The sequence below is a fragment of the Rhizobium terricola genome (genome assembly GCF_012927355.1).
Classification (GTDB): Bacteria; Pseudomonadota; Alphaproteobacteria; order Rhizobiales; family Rhizobiaceae; genus Allorhizobium; species Allorhizobium terricola.
In genome coordinates, this window is the sequence record NZ_JABBGK010000002.1 from 405,603 (window position 1) to 420,125 (window position 14,523).

General features: G+C 63.8%; 14 protein-coding genes. 4 read left to right on the forward strand and 10 right to left on the reverse strand.

What is annotated here, in order from left to right:
- Nucleotides 1-2: 2 nt before the first annotated feature.
- The 3 genes from HHL25_RS11715 to paaN form a co-directional block, all read right to left on the reverse strand.
- A complete protein-coding gene (locus tag HHL25_RS11715; protein WP_169590589.1) occupies nucleotides 3-875 on the reverse strand; it encodes a branched-chain amino acid ABC transporter permease in 873 nt (290 codons plus the stop codon).
- A 102-nt stretch (nucleotides 876-977) separates the two neighbouring features.
- Nucleotides 978-2,120: an ABC transporter substrate-binding protein gene (locus HHL25_RS11720; RefSeq protein ID WP_169590591.1), complete on the reverse strand. Its 1,143-nt coding sequence runs from the start codon at nucleotides 2,118-2,120 to the stop codon at nucleotides 978-980.
- 40 nt (nucleotides 2,121-2,160) lie between these two features.
- Nucleotides 2,161-3,813, reverse strand: coding sequence for a phenylacetic acid degradation protein PaaN (gene paaN, locus HHL25_RS11725; protein WP_169590593.1), 1,653 nt, complete (start codon nucleotides 3,811-3,813; stop codon nucleotides 2,161-2,163).
- Nucleotides 3,814-3,920: 107 nt separating this feature from the next.
- On the opposite strand from paaN, the gene paaG reads away from it, so the two are divergent.
- From paaG to HHL25_RS11745, 4 genes are all read left to right on the forward strand, one after another.
- Nucleotides 3,921-4,715: a 2-(1,2-epoxy-1,2-dihydrophenyl)acetyl-CoA isomerase PaaG gene (gene paaG, locus HHL25_RS11730; RefSeq protein WP_169590596.1), complete on the forward strand. Its 795-nt coding sequence runs from the start codon at nucleotides 3,921-3,923 to the stop codon at nucleotides 4,713-4,715.
- A gap of 2 nt (nucleotides 4,716-4,717) precedes the next feature.
- Entirely contained in the window at nucleotides 4,718-5,149 is a 432-nt protein-coding gene (gene paaI, locus HHL25_RS11735) for a hydroxyphenylacetyl-CoA thioesterase PaaI (RefSeq protein ID WP_169590598.1), read from the forward strand.
- Between the two features lie 27 nt (nucleotides 5,150-5,176).
- Complete coding sequence (gene paaK / locus HHL25_RS11740; protein ID WP_169590599.1) at nucleotides 5,177-6,487, forward strand: phenylacetate--CoA ligase PaaK; 1,311 nt, start codon at nucleotides 5,177-5,179, stop codon at nucleotides 6,485-6,487.
- A 95-nt stretch (nucleotides 6,488-6,582) separates the two neighbouring features.
- Nucleotides 6,583-7,182 (forward strand): TetR/AcrR family transcriptional regulator, encoded by a 600-nt coding sequence (locus HHL25_RS11745; protein WP_169590601.1) that lies wholly within the window; start codon nucleotides 6,583-6,585, stop codon nucleotides 7,180-7,182.
- 95 nt (nucleotides 7,183-7,277) lie between these two features.
- Here HHL25_RS11745 and paaZ read toward each other — a convergent pair whose 3' ends face one another.
- The 7 genes from paaZ to pcaF all read right to left on the reverse strand — a co-directional run bounded on the left by paaZ (nucleotide 7,278) and on the right by pcaF (nucleotide 14,386).
- Entirely contained in the window at nucleotides 7,278-9,341 is a 2,064-nt protein-coding gene (gene paaZ, locus HHL25_RS11750; RefSeq protein ID WP_169590604.1) for a phenylacetic acid degradation bifunctional protein PaaZ, read from the reverse strand.
- A 70-nt stretch (nucleotides 9,342-9,411) separates the two neighbouring features.
- Nucleotides 9,412-10,488 carry a 1,2-phenylacetyl-CoA epoxidase subunit PaaE gene (paaE, locus tag HHL25_RS11755; protein ID WP_169590606.1) on the reverse strand — a complete coding sequence of 359 codons (1,077 nt, stop codon included), beginning with the start codon at nucleotides 10,486-10,488 and terminating at the stop codon, nucleotides 9,412-9,414.
- A gap of 20 nt (nucleotides 10,489-10,508) precedes the next feature.
- Nucleotides 10,509-11,030 carry a 1,2-phenylacetyl-CoA epoxidase subunit PaaD gene (gene paaD / locus HHL25_RS11760; RefSeq protein WP_169590609.1) on the reverse strand — a complete coding sequence of 174 codons (522 nt, stop codon included), beginning with the start codon at nucleotides 11,028-11,030 and terminating at the stop codon, nucleotides 10,509-10,511.
- Nucleotides 11,031-11,040: 10 nt separating this feature from the next.
- Nucleotides 11,041-11,817, reverse strand: a complete 777-nt coding sequence (paaC, locus tag HHL25_RS11765) for a 1,2-phenylacetyl-CoA epoxidase subunit PaaC (RefSeq protein WP_169590611.1) — start codon at nucleotides 11,815-11,817, stop codon at nucleotides 11,041-11,043.
- Nucleotides 11,817-12,101 (reverse strand): 1,2-phenylacetyl-CoA epoxidase subunit PaaB, encoded by a 285-nt coding sequence (gene paaB, locus HHL25_RS11770; protein ID WP_169590614.1) that lies wholly within the window; start codon nucleotides 12,099-12,101, stop codon nucleotides 11,817-11,819. The genes paaC and paaB overlap by 1 nt, the downstream gene beginning before the upstream one ends.
- Before the next feature lie 63 nt (nucleotides 12,102-12,164).
- Nucleotides 12,165-13,163, reverse strand: a complete 999-nt coding sequence (gene paaA / locus HHL25_RS11775) for a 1,2-phenylacetyl-CoA epoxidase subunit PaaA (protein WP_169590616.1) — start codon at nucleotides 13,161-13,163, stop codon at nucleotides 12,165-12,167.
- Nucleotides 13,164-13,180: 17 nt separating this feature from the next.
- Nucleotides 13,181-14,386: a 3-oxoadipyl-CoA thiolase gene (gene pcaF / locus HHL25_RS11780; RefSeq protein ID WP_169590619.1), complete on the reverse strand. Its 1,206-nt coding sequence runs from the start codon at nucleotides 14,384-14,386 to the stop codon at nucleotides 13,181-13,183.
- Between the last annotated feature and the right edge of the window lie 137 nt (nucleotides 14,387-14,523).

Sequence of the window (14,523 nt, forward strand, 5' to 3'; positions counted from 1 at the left end):
GATCACACCCGATTGACCGAGTTGCGTCCGAAGATGCCTTGCGGCATGGCGAAGAGCACCGCGAGGATGACGACGAAGGCGACCGCGTCCTTGTATTGCGAACTGAGGAAGCCCGCAGTCAGCGCCTCGAACAAGCCAAGCAGGATGCCGCCGACAAGCGCGCCCTTGGGATTGCCCATGCCGCCGAGCATGGCCGCGGCAAATCCCTTCAACGCAAGCGCGATACCGAGGTCGTAACTAGTCAGCGTTATCGGTGTGACCAGCACTCCCGCAAGCGCGCCGATCGCCGCCGACAGGGCAAACGACATCGTCATCACCCAATTGGTGTTGATGCCGACCAGCTGGGCCGCCAGGCGGTTGTTCGACGTGGCGAGCACCGCCTTGCCGGTCAGCGTACGGGTGAAGAAGAGATAGAGCGCCACGAAGATCACGATCGCGCCGGCGATGACCCACAGGCTCTGCGGCAGGATCGTCGCGGCCAGGATCTGGATCGGCTCATCGCCGGAAAAGGCCGGCAGGCGGTGCAGCTGCTTGTCGAAAACGAGCTGGGTCACCCCACGAATGAAGATCGACGCTCCGATGGTGATGATGATCAGCGACACCACCGGTGCGCCGCGCGCCGGCGCGATCGCCAGGCGGTTGAGGGCAACGCCGATCGCGGCGGTGAGCCCAATCGCGATCAGGGCCGCCAGCGGCAGGGGCAGGCCGGCATCGAAGGCGAAGACGGTGATCATGCCACCGAGCATGACGAACTCGCCCTGGGCGAAGTTCACGACGTCCGAGGCGTTGTAGATGATGGTGAAGCCCAGCGCGACGAGCGCATAGACCGCGCCGACCGTCAGGCCGGACAGGAGAAACTGCATCAGTTCAGGCATCGAAATCCCCGTTGTGGCCGAACGTTTCGGCGTCGGGACCCGCAGCGGCTGCGGGTTCCCTCGCCAAGGCTGGCCGTCCGCCGAAGCGGACGGCTCGGGTGCTTATTCGATGATGGTCCAGCCACCGTTCTTGATCTCGAGCATACGGAATGCCGAGAGATCGAGGCCGAGATGGTCATCCGCCTTCATGGTCACGACACCGGTGGTGCCAGCGAGGCCGGAGGTTGCCTCGATCGCGTCGCGGATCGCTTCGGGTTCGGCCGAGCCGGCCCGGCCGAGTGCATCCACAAGGATACGGAAAGCGTCATGGGCATAGCCGCCGAAGGTCGACACGGCAGCGCCGGTCTTCTTCTCGTAGGCGGCCTTGTATGCCGTCACGACAGACTTCTGCGGATCCCCGTCGGCGAGAATGCCAGCGACCAGCAGCGCGGTGCCCGGAAGGCGAACGCCCTCGGCCGCCTTCGCGCCGGCGAGTTCGATAAAGCCGTCGGAGGCGACGCCGTGGGACTGATAGAGCGGCAGGCCGACGGCGAGCTGCGCATAATTGCGCGTGACGACCGACGGGCCCTGGCCGAAGCCGGCATTGAGCACGGCCTGGACGCCGGCGGCACCCTTGATGTTGGTGAGCTGCGGCGTCACGTCGGCATCCTGCGGGCCGTAGGTCTCGTCGACGACGATCTCGATGCCATAGTCACCTGCGACCGCGACGCATTGCTTGTGCATCGAGGCGCCGAAGCCATCCGTGCCCGAAATCATGCCGATCTTGCTGATCGCATTCTTCTTCATGTTTTCGAAGATCTTCTGGCAGGCCATGCGATCGGTGTGCGGGGTCTTGAACACCCAGTGCTTGACCGGATCGATGATCTCGATCGCGCCGGCAAGCGAGATGAAGGGCACTTCCGCATCTTCGGCGACCTGGATGATCGACATGGTCGTGCCCGTGGTCGTTCCGCCGATGATGGCGACAACCTCGTCGTCCTCGACCAGGCGCGTCGCAAAGGTGCGCGCCTTGTTCGGATCGCCGCCGTCGTCATAGAGGACAAGCTTGAGCGGTTCGCCGTTCACGCCGCCCGCGGCGTTGATTTCCTCCACCAGCATTTCCAGCGTCTTTGCTTCCGGGTCGCCGAGGAACGAGGCCGGGCCCGTTGCAGATACGGTTGCGCCGATCCTGATTTCCGCTCTGGAAGCGGTTGCGACACCCATTGCCATCAGCACGGCGAGTGCCGTCGTCGTCTTGATCCTCATTCCTGTCTCCTCCCTGAGAACATTGAAAAATAGAGCTGGCTCACGCCGCTTTGGGGCGGCGCCACATAGCCATCCGGAACCTGTTGGTCACGAAGGCCGAGTCGGTGAGGCTGGCATTGCCGGCCGGGTTGCCGCCCGTGACATGGAAGTCCGAGAAGGCGGCTGACTGATTGACGAAGATGTTGCCGGTCAGGTTGATCGACAGGTTGACGCCGGATCGGGCAAACGCCTTCGCCGCTCCGGCGATGCGTGCCTCGTCGGTGTCGTAGAGGGCTGCGGTGATGGCCCCCTTGCGTCGGGCAAGGCCAGCCGCTGCCTCGATGCCGGCCTCGGCGCTGTCGACCGCAACCGCGAAGGCAACCGGTCCGAAGCACTCCTCCTCGTGAGCCTTCGTCCCGGCGGCGTCGACGGCCACGATCAGCGGTGTCGCGCTACGGCCCGAGGCGAGCGGCGCGGAGTCGCGGACGACACGGCCGAACGCGCGCGCCTTGCCGATGCACTCAAGCGTCGCCGGGTTGGCAATCGCGCCGCAGACGCCGGCGGCCCGGGCCGGGTCGCTCAGCAGGGCATCCACCGCCGCGCCGATCGATGCCGCCACCTCGTCGAAAGACTTGTGCCCCTCATTCGTGACGATGCCGTCGCGCGGGATGAAGATATCCTGCGGCGCCGTGCACATCTGCCCGGAATAGAGCGACAGCGAGAAGGCGATGTTGGCACACATGCCGGCAAAATCGTCGGTCGCGGCGATGACGATCGAGTTGACGCCAGCCTCCTCGGTGAACACCTGGGCGGAACGGGCGTTGTCGCGCACCCAGTCGCCGAAGGCACTGGAGCCGGTGTAGTCGATGATGCCGATGTCCGGATGCGTGACCAGGTCCCGGGTGATCTCGGCGCCGACGGCATCGACCGCCAGCAGCACGACGTCGGCGGGAAGGCCGGCTTCGACGAGCACCTCGCGCGCCACTTTCACGGTCAGCGCAAGCGGCAGGATGGCGCCCGGATGCGGCTTGACGATCACGGTGTTTCCGGTCGCGAGGCTGGCGAACAAGCCCGGATAGCTGTTCCAGGTCGGGAAAGTCTGACAGCCGATCACGAGGGCAACCCCGCGCGGGACGACCTGCCAGTTCTTCTGCAGGACGATCGAGGGCGCCTTGCCCTGGGGCTTTTCCCAGACGACTTCGCCCGGCGTGCGCGTCATCTCGACCCAGGCCGTGGCGACGGCCTCGAGACCGCGGTCCTGCGCATGTGGACCGCCCGCCTGGAAGGCCATCGCAAAGGCCTGACCGGTCGTGTGCATGACGGCATTGGCGATCTCGAAGCTGAGGCGGTTCAGCCGTGTGAGGATTTCCAGGCACACGCCGACCCGACGCTCGGGTGAGGCATCGGCCCAAATATCACCGGCTGCCCGCGATGCCGCGGCAAGAGCCGCACTGTCTGATGCCGGATAGGAAATTCCAAGTGCGGGCCCCCACGGCGACATCTCCGCGCCGAGACGTCCGGTTTCGGGATGGCCGGCGATCTCGAAGGACTTGCCAAGGAGAGCGTTGAACGATGCTTCTCCGTCGTCCTTCGCCGTCTCGCCGTAGATCTTGCCACTCGGGATCTCGGGAAACGCAGACCAGAAGCCACGCGTGGAGAGCGCCTTCACGGCATCTTCCAGCAGACCACGATGACGATCGAACAAAGCACTCACTGCAATTTCCTCCCTGCTTGCGATTTATAATTGACCGACCGGTCGGTCTATGCAAGAACTTTTTTTGCGGCCCCGGGAAGATGTGGAGCGGGCCGAGGGAGAGAGCGATGCACCAATCCGACACCGTTCTGGTGACGATGGATCACGGCGTCTTGCGGCTGACTTTGAACCGCCCGGACAAACTCAATTCGTTCAATGAAGAGATGCACCTCGCCTTGCGGGCAGCACTTCAGCGCGCCCATGACGATGCCGAAGTGCGCGCCGTCCTGCTCACCGGTGCGGGCCGCGGCTTCTCCGCCGGACAGGATCTCGGCGATCGCGACCCCCGCAAGGGCGGGCCGGCGCCCGATCTCGGACATACGCTCGAGACCTTCTACAATCCGACGCTTCGCCTGATCCGGTCACTGGAAAAGCCGGTGATCTGCGCGGTCAACGGCGTGGCGGCCGGCGCCGGCGCCAACATCGCCTTTGCCTGCGACATCGTGCTTGCGGCCCGTTCGGCGAAATTCATCCAGGCATTCTCGAAGATCGGTCTCATCCCGGACGCCGGCGGAAGCTGGAGCCTTGCGCGGATCCTCGGCGAACCGCGTGCCAAGGCGCTTGCCATGACGGCCGAACCGCTGATGGCCGAGCGTGCCGCCGAATGGGGCCTGATCTGGAAGGCCGTCGACGACGACCGCCTGATCGAGGATGCCGATGCGCTGGCGCGCTCGCTGGCCGAAGGCGCAACGAGGGGTTTGGGCCTCACCAAACGGCTGATCCAGGCGGCGGCCACAAACAGTCTCGACGCGCAACTCGACATGGAGCGCGACTGCCAGCGCGAAGCCGGTCGCACCGCCGACTATGCCGAAGGCGTCACCGCCTTTCTCGAAAAGCGCAAACCGGAGTTTTCAGGCAAATGACCATGAACGCTCAGGAAATGGCAGAAGCCTGCGCCAAGGCCATGTGGGATCTCGACACCGCGTCGCAGGAACTCGGGATGCGCATCGAACGGATTGCGCCCGGCGAAGCAGTGCTGTCGATGGAAATCACCCGGGCGATGTCCAACGGCCACGGCAATTGCCACGGCGGCTACATCTTCACGCTTGCAGACAGCGCCTTTGCCTTTGCCTGCAACGGCTACAATCAACTGACCGTCGCGCAGGGCTGTTCGATCACCTATGTTAATCCCGGGAGGATCGGGGATCGGTTGACGGCGCAGGCGCGCGAGCTCTCTCGCCGCGGGCGCTCAGGTATATACGACATCAGCATTTCAAATCAGAACGGCGACACCATCGCGGAATTCCGCGGCCTGTCGCGGACGGTCAAGGGCACCCATCTGCCCGAACCGGCCTGAACCACCATGCATTCCAGGGAGGAAATCATGCTCGACTTCGTCACCCGACCGCAGAATCTCGACCCGATCGAAATCGCCTCGCGCGATGAAATCTCAGCGCTTCAGTTCCATCGGATGAAGCGCTCGCTGAAGCACTCCTACGAGAATTCGCCGTTCTACCGTAAACGCTTCGACGAGCACGGCGTCCACCCCGAAGATCTGAAGACGCTTGCGGATCTGTCGAAGTTCCCCTTCACCACCAAGACCGACCTGCGCGACACCTATCCCTTCGGCATGTTCGCCGTCCCGCGCGAGAAACTGGTGCGCATCCACGGCTCGTCCGGCACCACCGGCAAGCCGACCGTGGTCGGCTACACCAAACACGACATTGATGTCTGGGCCGACGTGGTGGCCCGCTCGATCCGTGCCTCCGGCGGTCGGCCGGGCGACATCGTGCATATCGCCTACGGCTACGGCCTGTTCACCGGCGGTCTCGGCGCGCATTACGGCGCAGAGCGGCTCGGCTGCACGGTCGTGCCGATCTCGGGCGGCATGACAGAGCGGCAGGTCACGCTGATGAACGACTTCAAGCCGCGCATCATCATGGTCACGCCTTCCTACATGCTCTCTATCCTCGACGAGTTCCGCCGCCAGGGAATCGATCCCCGCGAAAGCTCGATCCAGGTCGGCATCTTCGGCGCGGAGCCGTGGACCAATGCGATGCGCAGCGAGATCGAACAGGCCTTCAACATGCACGCGGTCGACATCTACGGTCTATCGGAGGTGATGGGACCGGGCGTCGCCAACGAATGCGTCGAGACCAAGGACGGGCTGCATGTCTGGGAAGACCATTTCTACCCGGAGATCATCGACCCGGTCACCGGTGCCGTACTGCCCGATGGTGAACTCGGCGAACTGGTGTTCACGACGCTGACCAAGGAAGGCCTGCCGATGGTGCGCTACCGCACCCGCGACCTGACCCGCCTGCTGCCCGGCACGGCGCGCTCGATGCGGCGCATTGAGAAGATCACCGGCCGAAGCGACGACATGATCATCTTGCGCGGCGTCAACGTCTTCCCGACACAGATCGAAGAACAGATCCTCAAATGCGCAGGCCTTGCCCCGCATTTCCAGATCGAGCTCTCCCGCGCCGGCCGCTTGGACAACATGACCGTCCACGTCGAATGCGCGGCCGGCAGCACGGACGAGGCGGCCAGGGCGCATTCCGCGAAGGAACTCGCCCATCACATCAAGAGCGTGGTGGGGATCAGCACGAAGATCGAGGTCAAGGACCCGAACGCGATCGCGCGATCGGAGGGCAAGGCCAAGCGTGTGGTGGACAACCGCCCGAAGACCTGACGGGTCACCCGTGACAGGACAAGGGCACTCGATATATTTAGGCGGGGCAAATATGCCCCCTCTCATAGCTGTGCGACAGGCACGAAAGTGGAACGATGGCTCGAACCCGGGCGACAGATTTTGACGAAAAACGCCGCGGCATTCTCGATCATGCGGCGGCAGTCTTCGCTGAACAGGGCATGGAGAAGGCTTCCATGTCCCAGATCGCGAGCTTTTGTGCGGTCTCGAAATCCTTGCTCTATCACTACTATCCGAGCAAGGATGCGCTGATCTATGCGATCATCATCACCCATCTCGAGGAGCTCGACGAGGCGATCGAGATGGCGGACGTGCCGGACGAGGCACCGGAAAAACGGCTTCGCCGGCTGGTCGGCGCGGTGCTCGAAAACTATCGCGGCGCCGACAACCAACACAAGGTCCAGCTCAATGCGACCTCCGCCCTCTCCGACGAGCAGAAGGCCGGCATCACAGCGGTCGAGCGCCGTATCGTGCGGCATTTCTCAAGTCTGCTGAAGGAAATCAATCCCCAGCTGGACAGCAAGGAGCGGCCATTGCTGATGCCGGTGACCATGTCACTGTTCGGCATGATGAACTGGGTCTACATGTGGTTCCGCGACGGCGGCCGCATCAGCCGCGAGGATTATGCCGACGTGGCGACGACCCTGATCCTTGAGGGAATAAAAGCGGTTCGCTGAGCCTTTTCCACCTGCTCATCCAAGGCCTTTGCCTTCTCTACTTCCTAGCTGAACGGCGGCCTCGATCCTCTCGGGGCCGCCGTTCCATTTTGTCGTCACTGCGCCTTCCAGGTCTTTGCGACCATGGTCAGCACATCGTATTGCGCCACGACCGCATCGTCCTGCTTGGTCACCTGGCAATCCCAGCGCACCTCGCCGTGCTCGGCATTGATCCGCGGGTTGATTTCCTTGCAGGTCAGGCGGACCTTAAGGGCATCGCCGGGATAGACGGGGGTCAGCAGGCGCAGATTGTCGACGCCATAGTTGGCAAGCACCGGACCCGGATCCGGATCGACGAACAGGCCGGCTGCAAACGAGACGATCAGGTAGCCGTGGGCGACCCGTCCCTCGAAGAAGGGATTGGCCTTGGCGGCCGCCTCGTCCATGTGGGCGTAGAACGTGTCGCCGGTGAAATGGGCGAAATGCTCGATGTCTTCGAGCGTCACCATGCGGCTGGCTGTCACGATCTGGTCGCCGATCTTCAGTTCGGCCAGCGACTTGCGGAACGGGTGAACGCTGGTATCTGCGGCGCCCGCGCCTTCGAGCCAGCGGCCCGTGACCGCGGACAGAAGGCGCGGCGTTCCCTGGACCGCAGTGCGCTGCATGTAGTGCTTGACGCCACGCATGCCGCCCATTTCCTCGCCGCCGCCGGCGCGGCCCGGGCCACCATGCACCAGTCCCGCAAGCGGTGACCCGTGGCCGGTCGAGCTCTTGGCCGAGGCGCGGTTGCCGATCAGGATACGACCGTGATACGGCGCCATGCCGATCACCATCTCTTCGGCAACCCGCGGATCGTTGGTGAAGACGGAAGCGGCGAGCGAACCCTTGCCCTTCTGGGCGAGGGCGATGGCTTCGTCGAGCCCGTCATAGGGCATCACGGTCGACACCGGACCGAAGGCCTCGACGTCATGGACAGCGTTGGCCGTAAAGGGCTTGTCGCAATAGAGCAGCACCGGATTGAGGAAGGCGCCCTTGTCGGCGTCACCGGAGTGGATGCGGACATTGGCCGGGTCGCCGGCGACGATCTCCGCGTCGGCCGACAGGTCGCGGATGCGCTCGCGGACTTCGTCGCGCTGGGCAAGGCTCGCCAGCGGACCCATGCGTACGCCCTCGTCGGAAGGGTTGCCGAGCGTCGTCTTGGCAAGACGGTCGCCCAGCGCTTCGACCAAGGCCTGGACATGGGCCTTCGGCGCGATCACGCGGCGGATCGCCGTGCACTTCTGACCCGCTTTCGAGGTCATCTCGCGCGCGACTTCCTTGACGAACAGGTCGAATTCCTCGGTGCCCGGGCCGGCATCCGGCCCGAGGATCGATGCATTGAGGCTGTCGGCTTCCATGGTGAAGCGCACCGAATTGGCAACGACCGCAGGATGCGACTTGAGCTTGCGGCCGGTCCAGGCCGAGCCGGTGAAAGTAACGGCATCCTGTCCCTCGACATGGTCGAGCAGGTCGCCGACCGAACCGGAAACAAGCTGCAATGCTCCTTCCGGCAGGATGCCGGTCTCGATGATCCGCCGGACCACGAGTTCGGTCAAATAGGCGGTCTGGCTGGCGGGCTTGACCAGCGACGGCATACCGGCGATCAGCGTCGGGGCGATCTTTTCCAGCATGCCCCAGACCGGGAAGTTGAAGGCGTTGATGTGCACCGCGATGCCATGCAGCGGAGTGAGAATATGCTGGGCGGAGAAGCTGTTGTCCTTGGACAGCAGTTCGACGTCGCCATCGATCAGGACGCGGGTGTTCGGCAGTTCGCGGCGGCCCTTCGAAGAATAGGACAGCATGGTGCCGATCCCGCCTTCGATGTCGACCCAGCCGTCGGCACGCGTGGCACCGGTGAAGGCGCTCTCGAGATAAAACTCTTCCTTGATGTCCATCAGGACCTGGCCGAGGGACTTCAGCATCTGCGCGCGTTCATGGAAGGACAGGGCGCGCAGCTTCGGACCGCCAACCTCGCGGCCATAGGCGAGCGCCGCCGCGAAATCGATGCCGGTCGAGTCGATGAATGCGACCGGATTGCCCGTCGAGGCGTCGAGCAAGGGAACGCCCTGCTTTTCGCCGGGTGTCCAGCGGCCGCAGACATAGCTTTCGAGACGGCGCGGAACGCGAGCCGAAACATTCATGAAGTCATCCTTCCTGGATCGGTTTATTCAGTGCGGTCGGCGGGGCGCGATGGCCCCGCCGCCTGGGAGGTTATTCGTCGTAGGAGAGCACGACCTTTTCGGTCAGCGGGTGACACTGGCAGGTCAGCACGTAACCGGCCTCGACCTCGTAGTCTTCGAGCGCATGGTTGGTGTCCATCTCGACCTCGCCTTCCAGCACCTTCGCCCGGCAGGTGGAGCAGACGCCCGCCTTGCAGGAGAAGGGCGCGTCCATGCTCTGGGCGATTGCCGCCTCGAGTATGCTCACGCCATGCTTGGGCATGTTGAAGGTCCGGGTCGTGCCGTCGAGCGTGATGGTCGCCTCGACCACGGCCGCGGCCTCCTCGGCGCTGACCGAGGCGACGCGGTTCTTGGCGCGGCCCGGCTGGCCCGAGACGAACAGCTCGAACTTGATCTGGTCGTCCTTCAGCCCGTGAGCCTTGAGGCTCGCGACGATGGTCAGCATCATCGGCTCGGGGCCGCAGATGAAGGCAGCGTCGACCGACTTCGGATCGATCCAGGTGCTAAACAGCGCAGAGAGCTTGTTTTCGTCGAGACGACCGGTGAACAGGTCGATCTCCTGCACTTCGCTTTCCAGCACATGCAGAACGGAGAAGCGGCCGAGATAGGTGTTCTTCAGATCCTCCAGTTCCTCGCGGAACATGATCGAGTTGATCTGGCGGTTGGCATAGACCAGCGTGAACTGGGACTTCGGCTCGCGGGCAAGCACCGTCTTGATGATCGACAGCAGCGGCGTGATGCCGGAACCGCCGGCGAAACCGAGATACTGCTTCCCGGCAGCCGGGTCGATATCCATGTAGAAGCGACCCATGGGTGGCATGGCCTCGATCACATCGCCCGGCGCCAGATTGCCATTGGCCCAGTTGCTGAAGGCGCCGCCGTCGACGCGCTTGATGCCGACCTTGAGAACGCCCTCGTCCTTGCCGGCACAGATCGAGTAGGAGCGGCGCAGTTCCTCTCCCTCGAAATCGCGGCGGAAGGTCAGGTACTGGCCCTGGGTGAAGTCGAATGCGGCGCGATCCTCCTCGCGCGGCTTGAGTGTCACGACGACCGCGTCACGGGTCTCGTGGCGGATGTCGGTCACGGTCAGGGGATGGAAACGTGCCATGAGTTATGTCCTCCGCATCCTCAGATGCACTTGAAATAGTCGAAGGGTTCCAGGCAGTCGCGGCATCGATAGCTCGCCTTGCAGGGCGTCGAGCCGAACTGGCTGACTTTCTCTGTCTTCATCGAGCCGCACCGCGGACAGGCGACTTCAAGGTTCGATCCGGCGAGCCGGTTGACCCGGGCAATCAGCCGACCGTCGGCAGCCGAGCCATCGATCGGCGGAGCAATGCCATAGGCGCGAAGCTTGTCGCGCCCCTCGGCACTGATCCAATCCGTCGTCCAGGCGGGCGACAACCGTCGTTCGAGGCGCAGCTTCTCGATGCCGTGACCTTTCAGGGCCGTCTCGATATCGAGATTGATCACCGTCGTCGCCGGACAGCCCGAATAGGTCGGGGTCACGGCGACGACGAGTGTGTCGCCGTCCCAGGAGACGTCACGGATGATGCCGAGATCGGTCAGGCTGATGACCGGGACCTCCGGATCCGGCACTTCGCTCAGCCAGCGCCAGACCTCTTCAGTTGCGGGCAGTGTGCTGGCATCCATGGCGCGAACCTCACCAGACCGAGTTCGGATAGGCCCGCTGCAGGAACTGCATGTCCGCGAGGATGTAGCCGAGATGCTCGGTGTGGATCCCGCGCTTGCCGCCCTTGTGCTGGTAGCTGCCTTCGGGAACGACGAGTGTCGCTTCTGCGAGCACTTCGCCGACGGAACGGTCCCATGCCGCTCTCAATGCCGAGGGAAGCGGGGCGATACCCGCTGCGGCGACCGCCTCATCGGCGGAATCCGCCAGGAACATCTCCGCGGTGTAGGGCCAGAGATCATCGAGCGCCTTCTGCATGCGGCGATGGCTTTCCTCGGTTCCGTCGCCGAGACGGATGACGAGGTCTGCCGAGCGTTCGAAGTGGTAGGACACTTCCTTCAGCGCCTTCTGGGCGATTTCCGCCACACGCGGATCGCTTGAGGCGACGAGCGCCCTCAGCATCTCGATGTGATAGGCATCAAACAGGAACTGCCGCATCAGCGTCTTGCCGAAGTCGCCATTGGGGCGCTCGACGAGGAGCACGTTGCGGAAGGCGGCCGCGTCCCGCAGGTAGGCGAGATTATCGGCGCTGCGTCCCTTGCCCTCGACCTCGCCCGCCAGGCCGAGCCAGAACTGTGTCTGGCCGATCAGGTCGAGCGCCGTGTTGGCAAGCGCAATGTCCTCCTCGAGCACGGGCGAGTGCCCGCACCATTCGGAAACGCGGTGCCCGAGGATCAGCGTATTGTCTCCCATTCTCAGGAGCCATTCGAAGAATGCGGCCGGATCGACCGCCGGGATCGCGGTCGCCATCACATGTGCCCCACTTCAGCCGGGATGTCGAAGAAGGTCGGATGACGATAGACCTTGGCGTTCGACGGCTCGAACAGCGGCCCCTTTTCCGACGGCGAGGACGCGGTGATGTCGACCGACTTCACCACCCAGATCGACACGCCTTCGTTGCGACGGGTGTAGACGTCGCGGGCGTTGCGGATCGCCATCTCGGCGTCCGGGGCATGCAGGCTGCCGACATGGCGATGGTTGAGGCCATGTTGACCGCGGATAAAGACTTCCCAAAGGGGCCATTCGCTGGACATTGCTATTCCTCCCAAGTTCAGGTGACGGACGGGAGCGGGTGCGCCGCTCCCGAATTGGATCGATCAGGCAGCCTTGCGACCGGCGCGGCGCGCTTCCTGCTTGTCGGCATGGGCCATCAGGCCGTCGCGGAACCACGCGCCCTCTTCCCAGGCCGTGACGCGCGCTCCGAGGCGCTCGGCATTGCAGGGGCCATTGCCGGCGATGACGTTGAAGAATTCTTCCCAATCCGGCTCGGAGAAGTCATGACCGCCCTTCTCCTCGTTCCAGCGCAGGTTTTCGTCGGGAATGGTCAAGCCCAGATACTTGGCCTGCGGCACCGTCTGGTCGACGAATTTCTGGCGCAGTTCGTCATTGGTGTTGATCTTGATCTTCCACTGCATCGACTGCGCGGAATGCACCGAATCCTTGTCGGACGGGCCGAACATCATCAGCGACGGATACCAGAAGCGGTTGAGCGCATCCTGCGCCATGGCCTTCTGTTCGGGCGTGCCGGCCGCCATCTTCATCATGATGTCGTAGCCCTGGCGCTGGTGGAAGCTCTCTTCCTTGCAGATGCGGATCATCGCGCGGCTATAGGGACCGTAGGAGGTCTTCTGCAGCTGCACCTGGTTCATGATTGCAGCACCATCGACCAGCCAGCCGACCGCGCCGATATCGGCCCAGTTGAGCGTCGGGTAGTTGAAGATCGACGAATACTTCATCTTGCCGGAATGCAGCAGCGCCAGAAGCTCGTCGCGGCTGACGCCGAGCGTCTCGGCGGCGGAATAGAGATAGAGACCGTGGCCGGCCTCGTCCTGGACCTTGGCGAGCAGGATCGCCTTGCGCTCCAGCGTCGGGGCGCGGGTGATCCAGTTGCCTTCCGGCAGCTGGCCGACGATCTCCGAATGGGCGTGCTGGCCGATCTGGCGGATCAGCGTCTTGCGATAGCTTTCCGGCATCCATTCCTTGGGCTCGATCTTCTCACCCCGGTCGATGCGCTCCTGAAAGGCGCGCTCTTCCTCCGACATCTCGTTCAGCGATTTCACCCGATCACTGTCGGTCTTGACCATTTGCGCGTACATGGCGGGCTCCTCCCTGCTCAGATGCGTTCGATGATGATGGCGATGCCCTGTCCGACTCCGATGCACATGGTACAGAGCGCATAGCGCCCCCCGGTGCGGTGAAGCTGGTACATGGCGGTGGTAACGAGGCGCGCGCCCGACATGCCGAGTGGATGGCCGAGCGCGATGGCGCCGCCATTCGGATTGACGTGGGCAGCGTCGTCGGGAAGCCCGAGCTCGCGCAGGACAGCAAGCGCCTGGGCCGCGAAGGCTTCGTTGAGTTCGATGACGTCCATATCGGCAAGCGAGAGGCCGGCGCGTGCCAGAACCTTGCGTACCGCCGGAACCGGACCGACGCCCATGATCCGCGGCTCGACGCCGGCTGCGGCCATGGCGACGATCCGGGCGCGGGGCACCAGACCCTGCTCCCTGGCCATGGCCTCGGACGCGATCGCCAGCGCGGCTGCGCCATCATTCACGCCTGACGCGTTGCCGGCGGTCACGGTGAGATCGGGGCCATTCACACCCTTGAGCTTCGACAGCTGCTCGGCGGTGGTGCCGGGACGCGGATGTTCGTCGACGGAGACGACCAGCGGCTCGCCTTTCTTCTGCGGGATCGTCACCGGAACGATCTCGTCGGCAAAGACACCGGCGGCCTGGGCGGCCGCCCAGCGCGCCTGGCTGCGCGCGGCAAAGGCATCCTGATCGGCGCGGCTCACATTGTACTGTTCGGCGACATTGTCCGCCGTCTCCGGCATAGAATGGGTGCCGAACTTCTTCTTCAGTTCGGGATTGGGAAAGCGCCAGCCGATCGTCGTGTCGTAGACGGCGTTCGAGCGGGAAAAGGCCGCGTCCGCCTTCGGCATGACGAAGGGCGCGCGGGTCATGCTCTCGACACCACCCGCAATCACCAGATCGCAGTCACCGCCACGGATGGCGCGTGCGGCCATGCCGACCGCGTCCATGCCGGAACCGCAAAGGCGATTGACGGTGGTTGCCGGAACATTGATCGGCATACCGGAGAGCAGCACCGCCATGCGGCCGACATTGCGGTTGTCCTCGCCGGCCTGGTTGGCGCAGCCGAAGATCAGGTCATCGACCTTCGACCAGTCGACACCGGGATTGCGCTGCATGAGGGCGACCAGCGGCAGCGCTGCGAGGTCATCCGCCCGCACGGCTGCAAGCGCCCCGCCATATCGTCCGACAGGTGTGCGCACGGCGTCGCAGATAAAGGCATGCTGCATGAAATCGGCCTCCCTGAGCATTTCCGTGGTCGAGCCTAACTCCACATTGGCTGACCGAACGGTCGATTTATAGCGTCAATACGTCACACTGAAAAGCGGTTTTTGCATTTTCCCGTGATGTTTTGAGATACTCGAAA